Below are 20589 nucleotides of genomic sequence, written 5' to 3'. Positions count from 1 at the left end.
GTCGCCCCCTCCTACTCGATTGGGCAAATCCTTACTCACTCAGGGCCGAGCGGGTCGGGGTATTTGGAGGAGTTCATCTTCATTTTGCCTGAGTCGCTCAAATGCACCTGTATATGAATCGAGGCAATCGAATCTGCGGTAGGCGCCGTACGATGCTCTTTTTCATACGCCCGCCAGGCCCGGTAGTCTTTTTTGAACAACTCTTTTTCCAGGCCGTACAAGTCAGTGCCCTTTTTCAATCCTTTTAAAAAGGTGTCCCTGATTTGCTCCCGGACCTGTTCTTCCGAGTTTTTCTGAATGTGCGCAGGACTGACTGGGCTCATTAGCTCGCGAACAAAGCCTAGCAGATGCACCTTCAATTTATAACGGGGAATCGGCCCGGTGGTGAGCGGGACGATTTGCAGTCCTACGTGCTTGATGCGGATTGTCGCTTTGGGCGTGTTGTTTTCGCGGATGATCAGTCCGGCAAACTCGGTGTCTTTGTTCATCCAGCGCAAGCCCATCAGATCGCGGCTGGGAAAATAGCCTTTCCAATTGCCGCGATGCAGCGCGTGCACCCCGTCGATGGACAGGCGCGAGGTGTAGTGATTGTTCTCCTTCCACGAGTGGGTGTAGATGGTGACATTGGGCAGCAGCACGGTATTCGAAGGGTCCCAAAAGTTGCTGATGAAGCGGTAAAACTGGGTCGGCTCGATAAAGGAGCGCTGCTGATACACGTCTTTTGGCTGATGCAACAGGGACGTCAGCGGAGAGAAGCCAGTCAGGGCGTGATTGCCAAGAATTTTGTCGACCGGCTCCCTCGTCGCGAACACCCATTTTGTATAGCGGATCAAACCGTAGCGGTTCAAGATGTCATGCGTCGTGATTATGCCTTTTTGCAGGATGCGCTCGTGAAATACGAGAGACGAGACGAATCCGAGGAACAGCGGCACTTGCGAGTTTTTTTGCAGGTTGTCAAAAGCGGACATCAGCGTCTTTCCTCTCCCGATTGAAATAGCAGCGGGAGGCGATTCCGGTTGGCTTCCCGTTTCCTGTTTGGCGACGCTGGACAGGTCGACAGACTGGGCGTAGAGGACGTATTCATCGTTGATAAAATCAACGCCAAAAGCAGACAAATAGCTCAAATCCTGAATGGATTTCTGATCCCAGCAGCCGCTCAAAAGCGTTGTGGCAAGCAGCAGCAAAGCGCAAGCGATGCGGGCGTATTTCATTTGGTGTTCCCGTCCTTTTCAGGCTTTTTGCGGAAAAAGTAAACCAGCGGCTGGAACAGAACCAGATACAGATTGGACAACACGTTGGACGAGCCCATCAACACGTAGGGACGGCCAAACGAGGTCAAAGTGGACAAGTAGTAAATGATGGCAATCATTCCGATGACGAATCCGTACATGCCGATCGTAGACGACAGGAGGAAGACAAGAAAACGGGTGACCGTGACAGCACCGCTCAGCGCCTGGTTGACGAGAGTGAACGAAGCGACGACTGTCAGCGAGCCTACGAACAGCATCGAGGGCGAAGTCAACCCGGCGCGAATGGAGGCGTCTCCGATGATCAACGCGCCGACAAGCGCCAGCGTTTGCCCGACGTTTTTCGGCAGACGTGCTCCCGCTTCCCGCAGAAACTCAAAAATGAACAAAATCACGAAAAGCTCCATCGGGGCGGAAAAGGGCAAGCCTTTGCGTCCTTGGGTAATCGTGGCGAGCAGCTGGAACGGAAACTGCTCGACATTGTAGGCAGACAAGGCAATCCAGAACCCGGGCAGAAAAGCGGCAATCCAAAAACCGCCGAGACGCAGCATGCGCTCCAGCCAGACGTACGTGATCGGATACTGATCGTCCTCCGGAGACTTGATCAGCTCCAATAGCGACACGGGAGCGATCAGGGCGAGCGGAGAGCCGTCCACCATGATGACCGCTTTTCCTTGCAGCAACAAATAAATCGCAAAGTCGGGACGCCCTGTATAGTCGACTAGCGGGAACAACGAATTGCGATTGTCGCTCAGCATTTTTTCCAGCAGCGCACTGTTGATTATTTTTTTGTTTTCGCAGGCAATCAGCCGATCGCGAATCATCTCAAGCAGGTCGGGAGGGACCGTGTCTGTCAAATACAACAGGGCAATCCGGCTGCGGGAACGGGTGCCGAGAATAAAAGGCTCATAAGCGAGTGTGATCGTTCGCATGCGTTTGCGGATGAGGGCCACATTGGTCGACAAATCCTCCACGAAGCCGTCTCGCGGGCCTTTGATGGAAATTTCCGTGTTGGCTTCTTCTGTACCCCGTTGCGGCCGATTGGAAATGTCCCAGGAAAAAGGCGGCGAATCCCCCAAAAAAATCAGCAAGTCTCCCGCGAAGAGCCGTTCAGTCCACAGCTCCGGATTGGTGAACAAAGGGACGAGCGGAAGCGAGCGCAGATCGCCAGAATTTACGCAGTGCTCCAATTGAGGCAAAGCCGTCTCCTGCAAATGCCGTACGTCCGCCAAACCTTCGCAGTACAGCATGAGCACAGACTGATCGTTCGGGGTGACAGCCCGCAGGAAGACGACATCAGCACAATGCGCAAATCTATCACGCAGCTCCTCTTCAAGGGTCATGGCTCACATCCTCCAATCTGGTTGGTTTTCGCAGCGACAGCAGGAACAAGATGAGTGTGACGACTACCATAACCAGCAAGTAAAAAGGATAGTAAATCTTCGAGAGAAACGTCACGAATTGCATGTCGCTGTAAGGAAGACTGGTCAGGGCGATCATGCTGGCGCCAAGGACGAACATGACGTATTTTCTTTGCTTTTTCGTGCGCAGGACGAGCAGCTCCCCGAGCAGCAGCAAGCAAAGCGTAATGCGGATAAACGACCCGGACAGCCACTGGAAAATCGAGAAAAACTCCATGTTCTCGATGTCTTTGCCGATCGTCAAAAGCCGCCATTGCTCAAAGGCGGGAAACCGCTGGCGCGTCGATTCCACAGGCCCGAACTCGGCGATGGCTCCTGTAAGCGGACTGAGGGTCAGTACCAGGACGATCGCGATCATGATGATATAGTGGACGGCGCGAAGCGGTTTGCGAATGTGGTGTTGCAGCAAAAGCAACAGGAACAGCTCGGTAAATCCTCCTCCTACAAACACCATGGCGTGCAGGGTGGGCATAAGCCCGTTCTGGAACAGCGGCAAAAGCTGGGTATAATCTTTTTTGGGAATGTTGCCAAACGCGACGAACATGCCCAATAACGAAACGGCAGGCAGCAGGATGCCGGAAGTAATGCCGACAGAAGCTATGCCGCCGTAAGAGGCGAACACGCACAAAATGATCAGGGCAAGCGCTGTCACCCATTCCGGTGTCTGCGGCAAATAGTTGACGGTAGTCCATGTTTGCGTATCGATTAAATTGACGAGGGCCATCAAGTACAGGCAAAGGATGATCGGGGCGAGGAGTAGATGCCGGACGGTTTTTCCTGATCGCAAAAGAAGCCACTGGGACAGCGACATCTGTCTGATCCGTCTATTGATGAAAAACAGGGCGTATGCCCAAACGGCAAAGGGGATGGCGCCAATAATGACGCTCAGCCAGGCATCGCGCCCAGCTTTGCTGAGCAGCAGAGGAATAAGGGTAACATGGTTGGTTATTCCGATTGAGAGCATCATGACCATGATCGCTTGGCCAATCCCGATTTTTCCGTCTGCTTTCATGAAACATACGTCCCCTTTTAAATCGCTGGTTTTGTTATAGTTTGTCTGCTCGACTGGAAATATGTATCGCGTATAAAGGTTAGCCCACGAGAAACAAAGTGTGGTATTCTACAATGAGGTAAAAATGGAGTAAGGAGTGCAGCCGGGATGTATAAGCTCATAAGAAAATATCTGTTCCAGATGGATACGGAAGAGATTCATGAAAAAACGGTTGGTGCCTTGAAGCTGATGGAAGATTCTGCTCCGGGAAAAAGCTTGCTCAGAATGATGTTCCAGTTGAAGGACGAGCGTCTGGCGACAAAGCTGTGGGGAATGACTTTTCCCAATCCGGTAGGACTCGCCGCCGGTTTTGACAAAAATGCCGAAGTATATCATGCGCTCGGTGCGCTCGGGTTCGGCTTTGTGGAAATCGGGACTTTGACGCCGCAGGGACAGCCTGGCAATCCGAGGCCCCGCTTGTTCCGTTTGCCTGAACACGAAGCAGTGATCAACCGAATGGGCTTCAACAACCACGGTGCGTATTTGGCTTCGCAGCATCTGGTAGATTACGCTTATTCCGATGTTCCGATCGGGATCAATATTGGCAAAAACAAAGTCACTCCTAATGAGGAAGCGGCTTCTGACTATATCAAGTGTCTGGACATGCTCTATGCGTACGGCCATTATTTCGTCATTAACATCAGCTCGCCGAACACGCCGAATTTGCGCGACTTGCAGGAGACAGAAAGCATGCGCCAGCTGGTGCGGGCGATACGCGAGAAAGCGGCTGAGCTGGAAGCGCGCGGCATTCAGAAAAAACCGATTTTGCTCAAAGTAGCTCCAGACATGTCTGACGAGCATATGCGCGATGTCGTGCAAGGGGCTGTGGCGGAAGGCATTTCCGGGATTATTGCCACCAATACGACACTGTCGCGGGAAGCTGTTCAAGGGCATCGGTACGCCGAGGAAGCGGGCGGTTTGAGCGGAAAGCCGCTGACAGAGCGATCGACAGCGTGGGTGAAAGAGATTTATCAGGAAGTCGGAGGCAAAGTGCCGATTATCGGTGTCGGAGGCATTTTTACCGGAGAAGACGCCTATCAGAAAATACGCGCGGGCGCCAGCCTGGTTCAGGTTTATACTGGCATGATTTATCAAGGGCCTGGCATTTCGAAGCAGATCAACAAGCAATTGCTCAAGCTGATGCAGCGGGACGGCTTTTCCCACATCAGCGAAGCGGTTGGCGTGGACGCGAAAGCGTAGAATCAAAAACGTAGAACCAAAAACAAGGCTCGTGCAGTCAATGACATTCGCCAAAAGGTCATCGGTTGCAGGAGCCTTTTGATAATAAGCTTTACGCTGGATTGGGCGATTGAGTATAATAATGTAGGACAAGCAAGAACTGTCAAACAATTGGATATTGTCGGCAATAGGTGCCTTTGTGTGCATAAGCACGAAGGGTAACAGGGAATCGGGTGAAAGTCCCGAGCGGTCCCGCCACTGTAATCAGGGAGTTCTCTTTGATGAAGTTCCACTCATATTCATATGGGGAAGGACAAAGAGCGCATCGATCTGAAAGCCAGGAGACCTACCTACTTGCCACACCCTGGAGACCTTCGCGGAAAGGAGCGGTGAATACGGAGCAATTGGACAGAAGTTCATGTCTATTGTTTTGTGCGCATACCTCGTCTGCTATCGGATGGGGCTTTTTTGATTGGAAAAAACGGTAAAAAGAACAGCAAAGGAGGAGAAGTTGCCTTGAATCGATCACGCTTTGTCTCGACCTGTTTATTGATTGCGGGCTTTGTTCTTTATTTTCTCGTAAATGAACCGCAAACTTCTTACGCGATGCACATTATGGAAGGGTATTTGCCGCTGTCGTGGGCGTTGTTCTGGTGGGTAGTATTTATTCCGTTCTTCATTCTTGGCATTCGTTCGTTAAACAAAATCGTCAAAGAACACCCGCAAATGAAGCTGCTTATTGGCGTATCAGGTGCCTTTGCTTTCGTGCTGTCTGCTTTGAAAATTCCTTCGGTGACGGGAAGCAGCTCCCATCCTACCGGAACAGGACTTGGGGCGATCATGTTCGGCCCGTGGGTGATGTCTGTGCTGGGCAGTCTGGTGCTGTTGTTCCAAGCCTTGCTGTTGGCGCATGGCGGATTGACCACGCTTGGCGCCAACGCCGTTTCGATGGCGGTTGTCGGGCCGATGGTGGCTTACGGGGTGTACCGCCTGATTGTCCGTGCCAACGGAGGACAACGTTTGGCTGTCTTCGCTGCGGCAGCTCTTGCTGACCTGGCGACTTATGTAGTGACATCTGTTCAGTTGGCGCTGGCTTTTCCGGCTGAGTCTGGCGGGGTATTGGCTTCTTTCGCCAAGTTCGCTGGCATTTTTGCCATCACACAAATTACGTTGGCGATCAGCGAGGGGCTTCTGACCGTGCTCGTCTGGAACTGGCTTCAATCTTACAATGCAAAAGAGCTGGCGGAGCTGCGCTTGCTGAAACGGGAGGAATCGCTGTGAAAAAAGGAATGAACTGGCTGCTGCTCCTGGGTGTCGTCGTGCTTGCGATCGTGCCGTTGCTTTTGGTGCAGGACTCGGAGTTCGGCGGAGCGGACGGAGCGGCAGAGGAAGCGATCAAGGAGATTGCCCCTGCGTACGAGCCGTGGTTCCAGCCGCTGCTTGAACCGCCAGGAGGCGAGACGGAGAGCTTGCTGTTTGCCGTGCAAGCGGCATTGGGAGCGGGCATTGTCGGCTATGCGATGGGCTTGTACAAAGGTCGGCTGGATAAAAACAAAAAATGAACTGGCAGCAGCTTGACTCTCTTTCGTATCAAAACCGTCTGAGATTTTTGCCGCCGGAACACAAGCTTCTGTTTGCGAGCGCGTTGATTTTGCTCGTTTTGACAGGACATGAGTGGTTGCAAATGGCGATTTGCATTTGGATGGGAGTATGGGTGATCGGATATGCCCGTATTCCCGTCCGTTTCTATTTCGGATTTCTTCTTTTGTCTCTCTCGTTCTTTGTTTTGGGTTTGCCTGCACTTCTGTTGGAAGCGACAAGGGCGGAGACAGCTCCTGTGACTCAGATGGCAGTGGCGTGGCATGTCGGCCCTTATTTGATTTACGTTCCAGCGAGCGCCATCAGCAAGGTGTGGGTGCTGTTTTGGCGAACGATGGCCAGCCTTGCCTGCTTTTCCTTTATTTTGTTTACGGTGCCGTTTGCCGAGATTTTGCAGGTGTTGCGCAAGCTGCGGCTTCCGGTCATCGTTACGGATTTGCTGATGATTATGTACCGCTTTATTTTCGTGTTGCTCGGCGTCTCCCATCAGTTGTGGATTGCTCAGCGCTCGCGTGGCGGGCACCGGGGATTTCGCGCGACGATGCGCGACATCGGCGGTCTGGCTGCCCAGCTGTTCGTCAGGGCGATGCGCAAATACGATGCGTTGTACAAAGGGATGGCAGCCAGAGGCTTCGGGGAAAGCTTGCAGGTGCTTTCTTTGCATAGTCATTCCCGCTCCAGACGATATGAATGGGAGTCGATAGCAGGCTGTGTTCTGCTGATTTTGCTGGAGTGGTGGACAGGGGGATAATGCTTTGACATCATGGCTGTTGGAATTTGCTGACGTGCACTACGCCTATCCGGGTGGCCGCGGCCCTGTGCTGCGCGGACTGTCCCTGGGCATTCCAGAAGGGAAAAAATGCGCGCTGCTCGGACGAAACGGTTGCGGCAAATCTACTTTGTTTTTGCACGGGAACGGGATCATCCAGCCGCAGCAAGGGCAAGTGAGCTGGAAAGGGACGCCGCTCAGCTACAAACGCGCTGCCTTGCAGGAGATGACGCAAAAAGTCGGTCTTGTCTTCCAGGACCCGGAGCACCAACTGATCGCCAGTACCGTAGCGGAGGATGTATCCTACGGGCTGTGCAACCGGAACCTGCCGGCGGACGTGATTCGCCAAAAGGTACAGGCGATTCTTCAGGCGTTCGGGATGACTGAGCTTGCTGACGTGCCGATTCATCACCTGAGCCTGGGGCAAAAGCGTCGACTGGCTTTGGCCGGGGTCATGGTGCTGGAACCGGAGCTGTTGCTTTTGGATGAGCCTACGGCGTATCTCGACCGCTATCAGACGCGAAATCTTTTGCGCGAGCTTGATGCGATTCACCAAAACGGGACGACGGTGCTAATGGCGACGCATGATATGGATATCGCGTTTGAGTGGGCGGAATGGATTTGCGTGATGGACGCGGGCAAACTCGTATTTGCCGGAGAGCCGCAAGAGGCATTGGCACAAAGGGAGCTGCTGGAAAGCCTGCATCTCGGCATGCCGCTCATCGCTGACGTGTGGGAAGCTTTGCCGCAGGAATGGCGACAAGAAGCTGGAGAGCGCGTCCCTTGTTCGCTGGAGGAATTGAAAAAGCGTCTGCTGACTGGACAGGTTGCTGTCCGTTAGCGACGGAGAAGCGGTCGCGCTGGCGGCCGTTTTTTGTTGTGCGCGATTTCTTGACGCATGGCAAGAACAATCCAAGGGTATTCTATCCGTAAAATTCCTTTTGGAGGTATCCCTGATGGAGCACGATTCGTTGATGAGTTCTTCGCTTGCTGGCGAGGAGCAACAAGAGTTTCCCGAGAAGGTCAAAGATCAGCTCATGTTCAACGTGTTGGAAAAGGAAATGACGACCGAAGAAAAGGAAAAGAAAGCGAAAGACGAATATTTGACAGGAAAATCGTAGTCATTACCGAAAGGTCCTTCTCGGCTAACAAGAACGAGAGGGGCTTTTTTGCTCAGTTGTTGTTCCCTTTGTCTTCTTTTTCTTGCCGTTCTTTCAAAATGGACAAGAAGGCCAAGAAATCGCCCAGCAGAACCACAACGGCCGCCATCAACGCCAGGTCTTCCGCAGAAAAACCACTGTTCTGCTTCATGGTTCAGCCTCTCTTCCATAGGTTATCTGTCCCTTGTATCATATGCGGAGCCGTTCGGACGGAAATGGGTATACGCACAACTTTGCCATCTTGAGAAATGTCGGCCGGATTTTGTAGGGAAATGTCTGTTTTTAGCGAATAAAAGAGAATGGACCTACTTAAAACGGGAGAAGTGGTGAGATTGTGATTTCAGCTTTGAATAAGACGCTCTGTGTTCAGCAGCTTGTGGAGAAATTGAGAGAAAAAGAGCTTGTCCACGTTTCCATCTTTGACTTGAAGGAAACGAACAAAGCTTTGTATGAATATGTGCATCAGTTGAGCAGCTCCATCGCGATCATTCCAACCACGATCGATTCTGTGATTACAGGTGTCATCCGCTTCAAGGAGGGCTATTTCATCACGCTCGGCATGCTGATCTGGAAGGACGCAACCCAGAAAGGCCCGTTCAAGGAAGGGACTTTTCTGTTTTACAAGCGCGACGACAGCGATTCGCTGGACGAGTGTATCCATATCACCAACTCCATTGAAAACCACAACCTGATGGAAAGCTTGTTTTTCGCGTGCTGTGAGAGCAAGGGCGACGATCTGGTGCTGAAATATTCGCATATCGAGCATGCCATCCAATATGGAGAGACGTATCGGGAACTGAAGGAGCAGTGGAAAAAGGGATTTGCTTGATCATGGAGGTTAATGGGAATGTTGGACTTTGGTGCTGTCGCTTTTGACTGGGTATCTTTTTTCTTGGATTTGATTTTGATTGGGATGCCAGTAGGAATTGTTACTTATTTTGCCGTTTGGTCTAGTTTTCGCAAGAAGCTGGCTGAGCTGGAGAAACGGGTCGGAAGCTTGGAAAAAGCAGGGAAGAGTAACTGAGCAAAAGGCGAATGCGAGGAGCGAGCGTCAAAAAGTTTCTCTTGGATCAGGCGGAAGGACTTCCGCTGCGTTGTGTATTTTCCATTATTTATATATAAACGCCAGTTTTTGCGCAACCGATAAACATAATGTCATCTAGTATAAGTTCGCAATTGGGGATAGGCGTTCGACTAATCGTGCAGAATAGTCGGCGCCATTTTTTTTTGCCGCGATAAGCTGGGTGGTCCGTTGGCAGATGAGGGCTGCGTTACTTCTTTCGTCCTCGCCTGTATGGGGGCGCGGTGTGAAAAGCAGCAGACAATCCTTTCTTCGTTGTTTGAGAGGCGAGGCGTCAGGATAAGGCATCCTATGCCCGAAAAATGGCGGATGTGTGTGGACGAATAGGGACTGCTGCCCTGATAAAAGAGCAGCAGTCGGATGCTAGTCTAGATGTGAGGGGACACGCCATCTGCACCGAAGAAACGCCTCAGGATGATGCGGTTGTGGGTCGAAGTCCGTTCGAAAACAAATGCGACCTGATTGCCGCGGGGCACGAGATAATAGTGGGTGAATCCTAGTCGCGTAAGCCCGTGGCTAAATTGCAACGCATCCTGAAGGTTGACGATGAAGTACAGATGCTGGGTCATGAAAATCACCTCCTTCCGCACTTAAAGGTAGCAGAAGCAGGTGGGTTTTTTGTCTAAATTTTCCATATGGAAGTGCTTGTGAATGCTGTGCTCGGAAATGGAAAAATGGCGTGGGGGTTGAGGGGGAAGTGGGGGGTTCTTGCTCTCGTTTGCGGATCGAGTCTGTTTTCGTCAATGCCAAAAAGCCCTTCCTGTTTTGTTGGGAAGGGCATTCTATTTGTAGCTTATCTACTATCAAAAGGTATTAATCGTGAATTTAGCAATAATAATGGTAACAGATGATTTTAGTTGGTTGCAGTTAGTTTCAGTTCTCGATAGAATGGGAGTGAGAGGTGATGTTTGTGTCATTAACAATGTTGGATGAAAGGCGAATAGAGACAAAACTTGAAGAACTGAAATCACCAGATGTGAATGTATCTGAGTGGTACAAACGCAGTTTGGTTGATGATGTGGAGTTTCGCACTTTGTTTATCAAAATGCTTATTCAACTTTTACCGAACACCGAAGAGATCAGGGCAAAATGGGACGATTTTCAATTCCTTTCAGATAATCCAGCAGCAAACGAAGTATTGTATTCCATTTATATGAAAGCGCTAAGAACCGCAAGAAGTAATGATGCCGTACTTTCGATTTCATCCAGAAGGTCGATGACGAAGGAATATTCGACTGGGGAACTTGCTACATTTTTTGGTGTTTCGCAAACCACGATTAACAAATGGATTGCTGCTGGACATTTTAACGGCATATTACGTGCAGGAGAAAACAAGCATGTGAAGGTTCCAGAAGATACTTGGTACCATAATCCAGCATCAGGCGTACGTTTTCAAGTAAAAGATGCTGTAGAGTCCTGGAAAAGGGAGCAAGAAGAATGGGATTCTAGAGAAAAAGTCTCTGAATCTGAGCTTTATCAAAGATATGTGGACCACTTTGAACATAAGTACGGCGGAAAGTTCGCAGACACCCTAGGAAAAAAAGAATGGAACCAACTATCGGACGAGGAAGATACGGACAAGTCGATGTGGGCTTTCTTTTTAGAAAGGACACGCGATGTCGCTGGGGATTAGTAAAAGTAACTTCCACTTGATTGAGAATCTACTCTTTAAGGATATCATTGAGGAAATTCGCCCTGGAAGTGCAAAGGATTTGCCTTATTACAATTCAAATGTCATTTCCGTTGTATCAAAAGTTATTGTGTTTCGAGATGACATGAGTAAGATGTACTGCGTAGAATTTGTAAACGCCAGACAGGAGCTCGAAGCCTATTATTACGACTGGGCAGACAGTCAGAACAGGATGTTTTTGAAGTTCCATGCCCATTATCATCCAGAAGAAACGGACCCGAGTGTTGCACAATTTGACCCGTTTCATTTGCACAAGAAGGCGAACGATGCGGACGATAAGTTAACATTAAGAGTCAAAGATGAGAGATACATGGAGCTCAATAACGTCCTTGAATTCATTCGAGATTCCGTTTATGTAAAAAAGAATCGCAAATAGACGGTATGACAGTATCTCCTTTGAGTAGACAGTGTAAAAAGCCCACCCGCTTAGCGAGGGACGGCACACTCTACTTGGAGGGGATTTTTCATGACCCAAAAAGGTCAAACATTCAAGCGAAGCAATGTAAAAAAAGCCTTCCATTCAGGAAGGCTTAATCATTAATCGGGAGCATGTGTTCTTTATTTGCAGTATTTGTCCGTGAATTGTCCCCTTAAATCTTACAGATCGTAATACAACTCAAACTCTTTCGGATTCACCGTGCGCTCGACTTGTTGGATGTCGGCGCGTTTCAGGGCGATCCAGCTTTCGATGACTTCCTTCGTGAACACGTCGCCTTCGAGCAGGAAAGCGTGGTCTTGCTCCAGAGCAGTCAATGCTTCCTCCAAAGAGCCAGGGGCGCGCTTGATCTCGTGTTTTTCGGCGTCGGTCAAGTCATAGATGTTTTTGTCCAGCGGGCCGTAGCCAAGCTCGCGCGGGTCGATTTTGCGCTTGATGCCGTCCAGACCAGCCATCAGCATGGCAGCGAAGGCCAGGTATGGGTTGGCGGTAGAGTCTGGCGTGCGAAATTCGATCCGGGACGCTTTCGGAGTCACGGCTGCTACCGGAATCCGTACAGCGGCGGAGCGGTTTCCTTTGGAGAATACGAGATTGACTGGCGCTTCGTAGCCAGGAACGAGACGTTTGAACGAGTTGGTGCTCGGGTTAGTCAAGGCGATCAGGGCAGGCGCGTGGTGCAAAATGCCGCCGATGTAGTGGAGTGCAGTCTCGCTCAGGTTTGCATAGCCGCCTTGCTCGTAGAACAGCGGAGTGTCGCCGTCGAACAAGCTTTGGTGGACGTGCATGCCGGAGCCGTTGTCGCCGACGATTGGTTTCGGCATGAAAGTCGCTGTCTTGCCGTGCTTTGCCGCTACGTTGCGCACGATGTATTTGAACAGCAGCAAGTTGTCGGCAGTGCGAGTCAAGGTGTCGAAACGGAAGTTGATCTCGCCTTGACCGGCAGTAGCTACTTCGTGGTGATGACGCTCCACGTAAAGTCCAGCCTGAGTCATCAAGGTGCACATTTCGTTGCGGATATCCATTTGGGAATCAGTCGGCTGCACAGGGAAGTATCCGCCTTTGTTGCGAACTTTGTATCCCAGGTTTTGGCCTTCTTTTCCGGTGTTCCAGAACGCTTCCTCGGAATCGATATGGAAGTAGGAGCCGGATGGGCCGGAGTCGTAGCGCACGCTGTCGAACAGGAAAAACTCGGATTCCGGGCCGAAGTAGGCTGCGGTAGCCAGACCAGTTTGTTGCAAGTACGCTTCTGCCTTGAGGGCGATGCCGCGCGGGTCGCGAGTGTATGTGGTGTTGTCCGGATTGGCAATGTTACAGACGATGTTCATTGTTTTTGCTTCTACAAAAGGATCGATAAAAGCGGTGGACGGGTCCGGCATGGCAACCATGTCGCTTTCCTCGATGGATTTGTAGCCGACGAGACTGGAACCATCGAAGGCAACGCCATTGCGGAAGGTGCCTTCATCTACGGCGTAAGCAGGAACGGTAACGTGGTGTTGACGGCCAAGCAGATCGACGATACGGAAATCTACATATTCCACTTTCTCTGCATCAATGGTGGACAAAACAGTTTTCATATCCAAAACAACCCACTCCAATCGCGAAATATTTTCGTATTTGGTAAATTATTGTTCGTGTTTTCGTGAATTTCTATATCTCGAATTATAGCGATAACAAACAATGTTCGTCAAGAGGTTTTCTAACTTTATATGTTAGTTTTTCTAACATGATATTGCGGGGTTTTGAAATTGGTTCCGGTTTTGTAGAATATAGACGAACTATTACGAATAAATGGAGGCGAACGGCGATGAAAGTATTGGTACTGGGAGCGGGCGGAATTGGCGGTTACTTTGGCGGCAGATTGGCGGAGTCAGGGGTGGATGTAACGTTTCTGGTGCGCGAACGTAGATACAAGCAAATGCAAGAGCGGGGATTGCGGGTGCAAAGCATTCACGGCGACTTGCATCTGGAACAGCCGCAGATGATTCAGGCGGGGGAAGCTGCGGGGCCTTTTGACGTCGTATTGTTGTCCAACAAAGCGTACACGCTAACAGAAAGCATCGACGCGATTGCTCCCTACGTCAGTGAACATACGGTCGTCATCCCGTTGCTGAACGGAATCGCTCACATGGAGCTGCTGTGGGATCGCTTCGGGCGCGAGCGTGTGCTGGGAGGGCTTTGTTTTATTGAAACAACGCTGAATGCAGAGGGCGATGTCGTGCAAACCAGCCCGATCCACGATGCGGTGTTCGGGGAATGGGAGGGCGGAAAAAGCGAGCGTGTCGAGAAGATCGAGCAAGCTTTTGCCAATATTAACGGAACGATGCGGGCCAGTAACAACATCCAGCGAGAGGCTTGGCACAAATACTTGTTCATTGCGACGTTCTCCGGGATCACTACGCTCATGAACTCTGCTGTCGGTCCGATTCGCGAAGCGGCGTACGGTGTAGAGCTGACAAGACAGCTGGCTGAGGAAATCGTTTCGGTCATGCAAGCTCTGGAAGCACCGATCAAGCCGGACATCGTCGAAAAGCAAATGGAGACTTTCCAAAACCAGCGCCCGCAGACGAAGTCCTCCATGCTCCGCGATATGGAAAAAGGGCTTCCGGTCGAAGCCGACCATCTGCAAGGCTACCTTTTGGAGCGAGCCGAGCAAAGCGGCTTGTCCACTCCGCTTTTGAAAGTTGTCTACAATAATCTGAAGGTTTACGAACTGAAGCGGGAAGAAGGCAAATAAGGTATAATAGTGGGCGAACATCATTAGAAATTTAGGAGGGGTTATAGATGGAAGTCATCAAGATTTCCCCCCGCGGATATTGCTATGGTGTTGTCGAGGCCATGGTCTTGGCAGCGCGTACAGCCAACAATCTCGACTTTCCCCGCCCGATTCACATATTGGGCATGATCGTACACAATGCCCACATCGTTGAGGCGTTTGAAAAACAAGGCGTCAAAACGTTGGACGGAGAAGACCGGATGGCTCTCTTGGATCAGATCGACGAAGGAACCGTCATCTTCACCGCGCACGGCGTCTCTCCCGAGGTGCGGAAAAAAGCAAGGGACAAAGGGCTGACAGTAGTCGATGCGACCTGCCCGGACGTGACCAAGACACACGATCTGATCCGTGAAAAAATCGCGGACGGCTATCATGTGATTTACATCGGGAAAAAGGGGCATCCAGAGCCGGAGGGCGCTGTCGGCATTGCGCCGGATCGCGTGCATCTCGTGCAAAAAATCGAAGAGCTGGAGCAGCTCGACGTACCGACTGACAAACTCATCGTGACCAATCAGACGACGATGAGCCAGTGGGATGTCAAGCATTTGATGGACGCCATTCTGGAGCGCTTCCCGGGGGTGGAAGTGCACAACGAGATTTGTCTGGCAACGCAAGTTCGTCAAGAAGCGGTGGCTGGCCAGGCAGGAGAAGCCGATCTGTGTCTCGTCGTGGGCGATCCGCGAAGCAACAACTCGAACCGATTGGCCCAAGTGTCGGAGGAGATCGCGAATGTGCCGTCCTATCGGATTGCCGATTTGTCCGAGCTGGACATCGAATGGCTGCGCGGAAAGAAAAACGTGGCGGTTACGTCCGGGGCGTCTACGCCAACTCCTTTGACCAAGGAAGTCATTTCGTTCCTGGAGCAATTTGATGAGTTCAACCCGGCTACATGGGAAAAGAAACGGACTGTCGACATGACGAAAATTTTGCCGAGGGTGAAATAGGAGAGCCATATGCCAGGATCACAGGTCGGTATCGGATTATCGGGCGCTGGCGGGAGATACTTCAGTCTCAGCGCCCTTTACCTTTTTATTTATTACGGGTTTGGGGCATTTTCTCCGCTCATTACCCAGTATTACAATTCCATTTCGCTCACAGGCACCCAGATTGGATTGATCAGTGCCGTAGCCCCAGTCGTTTCGATTATCGCTCAGCCGATGTGGGGCCTTTTTTGTGACCGCTTTCAAATTCGCAAAACTGTGTTGATTCTGACACTTGTTGTCTCGGGATTGGTAGGATTGTTTTTCATCGGGACGTCTGCCTTTGCTTTTGTCTTTTTGCTTTACCTGATCCTGTCGTTTTTTCAAAGCGCGATTATCCCGGTCTCCGACAGTCTGGCGTTGGGATATGCGAAAAAAAACGGGCTGCAATTCGGCGACATCCGCTTATGGGGAGCGGTAGGGTTTGCGCTTGCGGCATTGGTCACAGGGCTGCTGGTTGAGAAGCTGGGGCCGTCCGTGCTCTTTTATTCTTACTGTTTCGCGCTGTTGATCGCCGTGCTGCTTGTGTTGCGCGTACCGGATGAGTCGCAGGAGACGCCGCGCTTTCGGGTTGGCATGCTGACTGGCATGCGCGATCTGCTGCGGATGCCGCGCTATTTGTTGTTTCTTTTGGCGTCGTTTTGCGTGCTCGGAGCTGTGAACGCGAACAACATCTGGTTTTCGCTGTTTTATCAGGAGATTGGCGGCACTGTGGCGGGAGTAGGGCTGGCTTTTCTGTTGTTCGCAGGCAGTGAAGCGCCGTTCATGAAGCTGGCAGGCATGATCGTGCGGAGGTGGGGGCTGGAGCTGACGCTTTTGCTCGCCGCTGTATTCGGAGCGGCACGCTGGCTTTGGTACAGCTCGGCTCCAAGCACGACGCTAGTCATCGCCATGTTTTTCGTCCAAGGAATTTCGGTCGGATTTTACTTGGCGACATCCGCCCAATTTGTGCGCGAAAATACGCCCGCTTCCCTCCAGGTGACGGCGCTGGCCATCTTCTTTTCCGTGGGAGGCGGGCTGGGAACGATGCTGTGCAATCTGGCGGCTGGCTGGATCAAAGATTCCTATTCCACGCTAGGCATTTATTTATTTTTCGGGATCATCACGGTAATCGGGATCATTCCGTTGGTGATGATCAAATTCGGGCCGTGGAAGCAGCGTTCGTTCGACGAGGACGCGGAGGTTACTCAATAATGAGCATGCCCTGATAGCCGCTTTCCGGATAGCCAGGTGCATCCGAAACGAAGAAGAACCGCCCTTTTTTAGCGGCGGAAAACTGCAACATGGTCGACTGGGTAGGCTTCAGCTCCATGGAAGCCAGGTTCAGCTCGCGTATGGACAGATTGTGCGGCCGGGTGTCTGTGTTGACGATCATGAGGGAGACTCGCTCGCCTTCTTTGGCAGACAGCTGGCTGGGGAGAAAGCCGGCGCCGGAAATCGTGACGGTGTGCGTCCGCGTTGTGGCGGCGTAGGAAGTAAGCATGTGTTGATGATGATGCGTCCAAAGCAGCGTTAATGTCACGGCAAGTGCGAGGAGTGGATAGCGAAGCTGCCGGAACCATTGACGAGACATTTTGCATTCAGCTCCTTTGCGGCAATAACATGGTGGTTGTAGATTGTACTATTATCCTGTCCTCAGTCATTGCCCAATAAACACATTTTTCCTCAGCCCCCGACGCAAGGCGAAATGCTGCCATCGCGGGCGAATGGTCTGTGTCTTGCAGGAGTGAATAGTGAAAAGCTCTCTTGAAAAAGAGGGCTTTTTCTTTTTGCGGAACAGAGCGATTCAATCTATCTCACGCATATTACTTTGTCACACATAGTAATATGTGCTATGCTGTACTTGCGAGGTGAGCCGGATGAGTGACAAAGGCATTAGCAGCGATTTGATCCGCGGACACATCGATACGATCATTCTGCGGGTTTTGTGTGAAAAAGACAGTTACGGATATGAGATCATCAAAACGATTTTTCAAAACAGCGAGCAGCAATATGAATTGAAGGAGCCTTCCCTGTACACCAGTCTGAAAAGATTGGAGGGGCAAAAGCTCATTTCGTCATATTGGGGCGATGAAAGTCAGGGCGGCAGGCGCAAATATTATCAGATCACCGCAGAAGGCAGGGCGGCATATGCAAGCGCGCTCGCTTCGTGGCAGGTCGCCAAACGGTTGATAGACAAGCTGATCGCCAGACAGGAGGAAGCGTGATGGAACATCTGCAAGCTCATGTGGAAAAGCTGTTTTACAAATACAAAAAGAGCAGCCAGATAGAAGAGTTGAAGTGGGAAGTGCTGAGCAATCTGGAAGCGCGAGTCGCGGATTTGGTCGCAGACGGGATGGAGCTGGAAGAAGCGATGCGTGTCGCCATCGAGCAGCTTCCCTCGGCGGATCAGCTCGTCGGGGAAAAGCGCAAGGTATACGCCGCGATCTTTTTGCAGGAGCTGGTACAGCGCGCGCTTTTGTACACCTTGGTCGCCTGGGTGCTGACGATGCCGCTGCGGATATGGGGAATGGGCATTTTGCTGAATCACAGTTTGCTTGCCCTTTGTTTGCTGGAAGGAGCTGTGTTTGCTGTTTTGCTCGGGATAAATCGGAAGACTGGCAAGCGAAAAGCTGTCGAGCTGAGCCTTCGCTCTGCTTTTACCTTGCGAAAAACGGCCTGGTTGCTGTGGGGATTGTACATGGCTGTATCGGTTGCGTATACGACAGCGCTGCATTTTGGCAGCGATATTTGGTTCGCCAGGGAGATCAGCCTGTCCGGGCCGTATCAGTTCGCCACGGTCGCCGTAGAGTATGTGTTGCCCCTCGTCTCTATCATCGTGCCGCTGTTGTTGCACGTCGTCCCAGATGTGATGATGCAGTGCGAAGCGAGGGAGGAAGATTGAGATGAGAACGAAGCTGATTGTTTTGCTCGCGGTAATCGGTTTGGGCATGTTTGCCTTGATTCAGGGCGTCATCATTCCTGACAGAGAGCTTGCTGCCAAACAGTATTTGGAAGACCAGCAAAATCCGCTGACACACGATTTGCAAACGATTTTGCCGTACAAGCACAAATACATGGGGGCGGTTTCCAACCTGAATTTGTTCAACCATTTGCCGTTGAGCAATGAGCGGCGCTCGTTTCAGCTGCGTCCCGAGCAATTTGCGATTGAGGTCAAGTACGAAGCCAGCGAGTTGCGTTCCGACGAGAAAAAGATCAGGCAAGCTCTGCTGTACAATTCTGTTGCGGCTTTTGCCCTGATTGACAATTTGCAAATCATCGAGTACCAGTTCGTGGACGAGACGCTGACGATTGCCCGCGCCGACATTCAAAAAGCGTTTGGAGACGATTTGGAGTCGCTGTTGACGACAGACAAGTGGCGGTCCGAAGTGCAGGAGAAGTGGAGAGACGAGGCGTTTTTGGCAGAGAGTGTGAAGTTGCTGCGAGAAAAGCGGCAGTAGAGGTAGGAAAAGCAAGAAGTCTTCTGTTTGGGGGTCAGTCCCGTCTCCCGGCAAGCAGGGGAAGGCTTGCTTTTTCTGTTTGGCCGGGAGCAGGCTTGAGGGCCGCTTGCGCTTGCCTTAGGCAAAAAACGCTGGAGAATAGCGAACCGTTCCATGGACGCCATCCAGACCGCCAGGAACAAGCTCCAGCGCCATGAATGCTTCGTCCGGCACTTCAAAAGGAGCGCGGATATCCCATTGCGAAGCGGGACGGAAGCCGAACTTGGGGTAGTATTTCGCATGTCCGAGCACGACGATCGCTGTATACCCAAGCTCTTTGGCGATCTCGATCGACTTGTTGATCAGCGCAGTCCCGATTCCTTTTCCTTGCTGGGAGGGGAGGACGGAGACGGGAGCCAGGGCGAGCGCCTGATGGCAAGAGCCGCCAGCGTGAACGATCTCGATTTTGCTCAGCAACAAATGTCCGATGATGCTGTCGTGCTCTTCATAGACGAGTGACAGGGCAGGGATGAATGCGTCGGATGCTCGCAAGCGCGAAACCAAAAGATGCTCGCTGTGATCACTGAAAGGCTCATCGGCAAAGGCGGCTTGTACTACTTGCTCGGTTGCGAGATAATCGCTCGGTTTTTCTGCACGAATCGGCATGATCTATTCCTCCGAATGTCTTTTCCCCATTGTACATCAAGCTGATTCAGATGGCGTACTGGCGATCACATTCGCGAAGGCGGCTTTGAATACAGCACCCCCCATTAAAAAAACAGGCTTAACACGTAGTAAAAGAAAGCAGCAAGCAGCGCGGAGATGGGGAGGGTGATAAACCACGTAATGATGATTCGCTTGGCGACGCCCCAGTTGACCCCTTTCAGCCGTTTTGCCGCCCCGACGCCCATAATTCCCGACGAAATCACATGGGTGGAGCTGACCGGAAGCCCCAGCTGTGTAAAGGTAAAAATGATCGTGGAGGAGCTTAAATCGGCGGTAGCGCCGTTGATCGGCTCGATTTTCGTAATTTTGCCGCCGACGGTCTTGATAATTTTCCAGCCGCCGACAGAGGTGCCAAGCCCCATCGATATCGCGCAAATCAGCTGGACCCAAAACGGAATGGTCGCCGTATCAGTATGCAAGCCAGCAGCTACCAGAGCAAAGACGATAATGCCCATCGCTTTTTGTGCATCGTTCGTTCCGTGTGTAAAAGATTGCAGGGCGGCGGTGACGATCTGAAAGTAACGAAAGCCCCGGTTCACTTTGGCGGGCGGGATGTGGATGCTGCGAAACACGGCGTAAACGAGCTTCATCAACACAAAAGCGGCGACGAGCGCGATGATCGGCGACAAAATCAACGCCTCGAAAATTTCGACGAAGCCGTTCCAGTTAATTTGCTGCACGCCGGCCGAAGTGAGAACCGCTCCCACGACTGAGCCGATCAATGCGTGGGAAGAACTGCTGGGAATGCCGTACCACCACGTAACCAAGTTCCAGAAGATCGCGGCCAACAGCGCAGCCAGCACGATCAATACGCCAAATTCCAGCTTGGCGGGATCGGCGATTTTTCCTCCGATCGTTTTCGCGACTCCGGTAAAGGCGAGAGCGCCGACAAAATTCATCACGGCAGCCAGCGCAATAGCCGTTTTCGGCGGCAATGCTTTTGTCGAGACGGTGGTGGCGATCGCGTTGGCCGTATCGTGGAAGCCGTTGATAAAGTCAAAAGAAACAGCCAGCACAATAACAGCCACAACAAGAGGCAGGCTTGTATGCATGAGAGT

The 20589-nt window shown here is 51.5% G+C and carries 25 protein-coding genes and 1 riboswitch; of the genes, 16 read left to right on the top strand and 9 right to left on the bottom strand.

The window, feature by feature from the left end:
* Window positions 1-35: 35 nt before the first annotated feature.
* The 3 genes from DEP07_RS14260 to DEP07_RS14250 are packed head-to-tail and all read right to left on the bottom strand — an operon-like array spanning window position 36 to window position 3680.
* A complete protein-coding gene (locus tag DEP07_RS14260; RefSeq protein WP_287102634.1) occupies window positions 36-1211 on the bottom strand; it encodes a Ger(x)C family spore germination protein in 1176 nt (391 codons plus the stop codon).
* Window positions 1208-2590, bottom strand: a complete 1383-nt coding sequence (locus DEP07_RS14255) for a spore germination protein (RefSeq protein WP_287102633.1) — start codon at window positions 2588-2590, stop codon at window positions 1208-1210. Before DEP07_RS14255 ends, DEP07_RS14260 begins: the two co-directional genes overlap by 4 nt.
* On the bottom strand, window positions 2580-3680 hold the full coding sequence (locus DEP07_RS14250) for a GerAB/ArcD/ProY family transporter (protein ID WP_287102632.1): 1101 nt from the start codon (window positions 3678-3680) through the stop codon (window positions 2580-2582). Before DEP07_RS14250 ends, DEP07_RS14255 begins: the two co-directional genes overlap by 11 nt.
* Window positions 3681-3827: 147 nt before the next feature.
* Here DEP07_RS14250 and DEP07_RS14245 point away from each other — a divergent pair, with 147 nt between their 5' ends.
* The 6 genes from DEP07_RS14245 to DEP07_RS14220 all read left to right on the top strand — a co-directional run bounded on the left by DEP07_RS14245 (window position 3828) and on the right by DEP07_RS14220 (window position 8387).
* On the top strand, window positions 3828-4919 hold the full coding sequence (locus DEP07_RS14245; protein WP_122964383.1) for a quinone-dependent dihydroorotate dehydrogenase: 1092 nt from the start codon (window positions 3828-3830) through the stop codon (window positions 4917-4919).
* Between the two features lie 151 nt (window positions 4920-5070).
* A riboswitch (cobalamin riboswitch) is annotated at window positions 5071-5266 on the top strand.
* Between the two features lie 148 nt (window positions 5267-5414).
* Window positions 5415-6179, top strand: coding sequence for an energy-coupling factor ABC transporter permease (locus DEP07_RS14240; RefSeq protein WP_287102631.1), 765 nt, complete (start codon window positions 5415-5417; stop codon window positions 6177-6179).
* A complete protein-coding gene (locus tag DEP07_RS14235) occupies window positions 6176-6460 on the top strand; it encodes an energy-coupling factor ABC transporter substrate-binding protein (protein WP_063230912.1) in 285 nt (94 codons plus the stop codon). Before DEP07_RS14240 ends, DEP07_RS14235 begins: the two co-directional genes overlap by 4 nt.
* The gene (gene cbiQ / locus DEP07_RS14230) at window positions 6457-7248 is read left to right on the top strand and encodes a cobalt ECF transporter T component CbiQ (RefSeq protein ID WP_122964384.1); all 792 of its coding nucleotides are present in this window, start codon (window positions 6457-6459) and stop codon (window positions 7246-7248) included. The genes DEP07_RS14235 and cbiQ overlap by 4 nt, the downstream gene beginning before the upstream one ends.
* 4 nt (window positions 7249-7252) lie before the next feature.
* Complete coding sequence (locus DEP07_RS14225) at window positions 7253-8107, top strand: energy-coupling factor ABC transporter ATP-binding protein (RefSeq protein WP_122964385.1); 855 nt, start codon at window positions 7253-7255, stop codon at window positions 8105-8107.
* Between the two features lie 115 nt (window positions 8108-8222).
* Window positions 8223-8387: a hypothetical protein gene (locus DEP07_RS14220; protein WP_167470292.1), complete on the top strand. Its 165-nt coding sequence runs from the start codon at window positions 8223-8225 to the stop codon at window positions 8385-8387.
* Between the two features lie 52 nt (window positions 8388-8439).
* Here the strand turns inward: DEP07_RS14220 and DEP07_RS14215 are convergent, their stop codons facing one another.
* Complete coding sequence (locus tag DEP07_RS14215; protein WP_167470293.1) at window positions 8440-8577, bottom strand: hypothetical protein; 138 nt, start codon at window positions 8575-8577, stop codon at window positions 8440-8442.
* A gap of 183 nt (window positions 8578-8760) precedes the next feature.
* On the opposite strand from DEP07_RS14215, the gene DEP07_RS14210 reads away from it, so the two are divergent.
* Complete coding sequence (locus DEP07_RS14210) at window positions 8761-9255, top strand: hypothetical protein (protein ID WP_287102630.1); 495 nt, start codon at window positions 8761-8763, stop codon at window positions 9253-9255.
* Window positions 9256-9273: 18 nt separating this feature from the next.
* The gene (locus DEP07_RS14205) at window positions 9274-9450 is read left to right on the top strand and encodes a hypothetical protein (RefSeq protein WP_217022211.1); all 177 of its coding nucleotides are present in this window, start codon (window positions 9274-9276) and stop codon (window positions 9448-9450) included.
* Between the two features lie 425 nt (window positions 9451-9875).
* Here the strand turns inward: DEP07_RS14205 and DEP07_RS14200 are convergent, their stop codons facing one another.
* Window positions 9876-10076: a hypothetical protein gene (locus tag DEP07_RS14200; RefSeq protein WP_122964387.1), complete on the bottom strand. Its 201-nt coding sequence runs from the start codon at window positions 10074-10076 to the stop codon at window positions 9876-9878.
* Window positions 10077-10411: 335 nt separating this feature from the next.
* Between DEP07_RS14200 and DEP07_RS14195 the strand changes: the two genes are divergently transcribed.
* Together DEP07_RS14195 and DEP07_RS14190 are read left to right on the top strand one after the other, a co-directional pair.
* On the top strand, window positions 10412-11140 hold the full coding sequence (locus DEP07_RS14195; protein ID WP_122964388.1) for a helix-turn-helix domain-containing protein: 729 nt from the start codon (window positions 10412-10414) through the stop codon (window positions 11138-11140).
* Window positions 11124-11573 (top strand): toxin-antitoxin system TumE family protein, encoded by a 450-nt coding sequence (locus DEP07_RS14190; protein ID WP_122964389.1) that lies wholly within the window; start codon window positions 11124-11126, stop codon window positions 11571-11573. The genes DEP07_RS14195 and DEP07_RS14190 overlap by 17 nt, the downstream gene beginning before the upstream one ends.
* 221 nt (window positions 11574-11794) lie before the next feature.
* On the opposite strand, the gene glnA is transcribed toward DEP07_RS14190, so the two are convergent.
* Window positions 11795-13213, bottom strand: coding sequence for a type I glutamate--ammonia ligase (gene glnA, locus DEP07_RS14185; RefSeq protein WP_063227267.1), 1419 nt, complete (start codon window positions 13211-13213; stop codon window positions 11795-11797).
* Window positions 13214-13437: 224 nt separating this feature from the next.
* On the opposite strand from glnA, the gene panE reads away from it, so the two are divergent.
* Genes panE through DEP07_RS14170 form a run of 3 tightly spaced genes read left to right on the top strand, consistent with a single transcriptional unit; the run spans window position 13438 to window position 16580 of the window.
* Window positions 13438-14367 (top strand): 2-dehydropantoate 2-reductase, encoded by a 930-nt coding sequence (panE, locus tag DEP07_RS14180; RefSeq protein ID WP_122964390.1) that lies wholly within the window; start codon window positions 13438-13440, stop codon window positions 14365-14367.
* A 47-nt stretch (window positions 14368-14414) separates the two neighbouring features.
* Entirely contained in the window at window positions 14415-15350 is a 936-nt protein-coding gene (locus tag DEP07_RS14175) for a 4-hydroxy-3-methylbut-2-enyl diphosphate reductase (protein ID WP_122964391.1), read from the top strand.
* Window positions 15351-15359: 9 nt separating this feature from the next.
* Window positions 15360-16580, top strand: a complete 1221-nt coding sequence (locus tag DEP07_RS14170; RefSeq protein WP_122964392.1) for an MFS transporter — start codon at window positions 15360-15362, stop codon at window positions 16578-16580.
* Here the strand turns inward: DEP07_RS14170 and DEP07_RS14165 are convergent.
* Window positions 16570-16959, bottom strand: coding sequence for a cupredoxin domain-containing protein (locus DEP07_RS14165; RefSeq protein WP_122964393.1), 390 nt, complete (start codon window positions 16957-16959; stop codon window positions 16570-16572). The two genes, DEP07_RS14170 and DEP07_RS14165, sit on opposite strands and share 11 nt — an antisense overlap.
* 286 nt (window positions 16960-17245) lie before the next feature.
* On the opposite strand from DEP07_RS14165, the gene DEP07_RS14160 reads away from it, so the two are divergent.
* From DEP07_RS14160 to DEP07_RS14150, 3 genes are read left to right on the top strand one after another with little or no spacing between them, the layout of a single operon-like run.
* Window positions 17246-17593 carry a PadR family transcriptional regulator gene (locus DEP07_RS14160; RefSeq protein ID WP_122964394.1) on the top strand — a complete coding sequence of 116 codons (348 nt, stop codon included), beginning with the start codon at window positions 17246-17248 and terminating at the stop codon, window positions 17591-17593.
* A complete protein-coding gene (locus DEP07_RS14155) occupies window positions 17593-18270 on the top strand; it encodes a permease prefix domain 1-containing protein (protein ID WP_274874365.1) in 678 nt (225 codons plus the stop codon). Before DEP07_RS14160 ends, DEP07_RS14155 begins: the two co-directional genes overlap by 1 nt.
* 1 nt (window position 18271) lies before the next feature.
* Window positions 18272-18826, top strand: a complete 555-nt coding sequence (locus DEP07_RS14150; RefSeq protein WP_122964396.1) for a DUF4825 domain-containing protein — start codon at window positions 18272-18274, stop codon at window positions 18824-18826.
* 117 nt (window positions 18827-18943) lie between these two features.
* Here DEP07_RS14150 and DEP07_RS14145 read toward each other — a convergent pair whose 3' ends face one another.
* The gene (locus tag DEP07_RS14145; protein WP_122964397.1) at window positions 18944-19471 is read right to left on the bottom strand and encodes a GNAT family N-acetyltransferase; all 528 of its coding nucleotides are present in this window, start codon (window positions 19469-19471) and stop codon (window positions 18944-18946) included.
* 104 nt (window positions 19472-19575) lie between these two features.
* Window positions 19576-20583, bottom strand: coding sequence for an inorganic phosphate transporter (locus DEP07_RS14140; RefSeq protein ID WP_217022213.1), 1008 nt, complete (start codon window positions 20581-20583; stop codon window positions 19576-19578).
* Window positions 20584-20589: the final 6 nt, after the last annotated feature.

This window comes from Brevibacillus sp. (genome assembly GCF_003521185.1).
GTDB classification, from domain to species: domain Bacteria; phylum Bacillota; class Bacilli; order Brevibacillales; family Brevibacillaceae; genus Brevibacillus; species Brevibacillus parabrevis.
Note: the sequence above shows the minus strand (reverse complement) of the source record. Positions and strands in the feature narration are given on the sequence as shown.

Coding starts and splice junctions, on each gene's coding strand:
- DEP07_RS14260 (WP_287102634.1), bottom strand. CDS start 1,211: ATGAAATACGCCCGCATCGCTTGCGCTTTGCTGCTGCTTGCCACAACG.
- DEP07_RS14255 (WP_287102633.1), bottom strand. CDS start 2,590: ATGACCCTTGAAGAGGAGCTGCGTGATAGATTTGCGCATTGTGCTGAT.
- DEP07_RS14250 (WP_287102632.1), bottom strand. CDS start 3,680: ATGAAAGCAGACGGAAAAATCGGGATTGGCCAAGCGATCATGGTCATG.
- DEP07_RS14245 (WP_122964383.1), top strand. CDS start 3,828: ATGTATAAGCTCATAAGAAAATATCTGTTCCAGATGGATACGGAAGAG.
- cbiQ (WP_122964384.1), top strand. CDS start 6,457: ATGAACTGGCAGCAGCTTGACTCTCTTTCGTATCAAAACCGTCTGAGA.
- DEP07_RS14220 (WP_167470292.1), top strand. CDS start 8,223: ATGGAGCACGATTCGTTGATGAGTTCTTCGCTTGCTGGCGAGGAGCAA.
- DEP07_RS14215 (WP_167470293.1), bottom strand. CDS start 8,577: ATGAAGCAGAACAGTGGTTTTTCTGCGGAAGACCTGGCGTTGATGGCG.
- DEP07_RS14205 (WP_217022211.1), top strand. CDS start 9,274: ATGTTGGACTTTGGTGCTGTCGCTTTTGACTGGGTATCTTTTTTCTTG.
- DEP07_RS14200 (WP_122964387.1), bottom strand. CDS start 10,076: ATGACCCAGCATCTGTACTTCATCGTCAACCTTCAGGATGCGTTGCAA.
- DEP07_RS14195 (WP_122964388.1), top strand. CDS start 10,412: ATGTTTGTGTCATTAACAATGTTGGATGAAAGGCGAATAGAGACAAAA.
- DEP07_RS14190 (WP_122964389.1), top strand. CDS start 11,124: ATGTCGCTGGGGATTAGTAAAAGTAACTTCCACTTGATTGAGAATCTA.
- panE (WP_122964390.1), top strand. CDS start 13,438: ATGAAAGTATTGGTACTGGGAGCGGGCGGAATTGGCGGTTACTTTGGC.
- DEP07_RS14175 (WP_122964391.1), top strand. CDS start 14,415: ATGGAAGTCATCAAGATTTCCCCCCGCGGATATTGCTATGGTGTTGTC.
- DEP07_RS14170 (WP_122964392.1), top strand. CDS start 15,360: ATGCCAGGATCACAGGTCGGTATCGGATTATCGGGCGCTGGCGGGAGA.
- DEP07_RS14165 (WP_122964393.1), bottom strand. CDS start 16,959: ATGTCTCGTCAATGGTTCCGGCAGCTTCGCTATCCACTCCTCGCACTT.
- DEP07_RS14160 (WP_122964394.1), top strand. CDS start 17,246: ATGAGTGACAAAGGCATTAGCAGCGATTTGATCCGCGGACACATCGAT.
- DEP07_RS14155 (WP_274874365.1), top strand. CDS start 17,593: ATGGAACATCTGCAAGCTCATGTGGAAAAGCTGTTTTACAAATACAAA.
- DEP07_RS14150 (WP_122964396.1), top strand. CDS start 18,272: ATGAGAACGAAGCTGATTGTTTTGCTCGCGGTAATCGGTTTGGGCATG.
- DEP07_RS14145 (WP_122964397.1), bottom strand. CDS start 19,471: ATGCCGATTCGTGCAGAAAAACCGAGCGATTATCTCGCAACCGAGCAA.
- DEP07_RS14140 (WP_217022213.1), bottom strand. CDS start 20,583: ATGCATACAAGCCTGCCTCTTGTTGTGGCTGTTATTGTGCTGGCTGTT.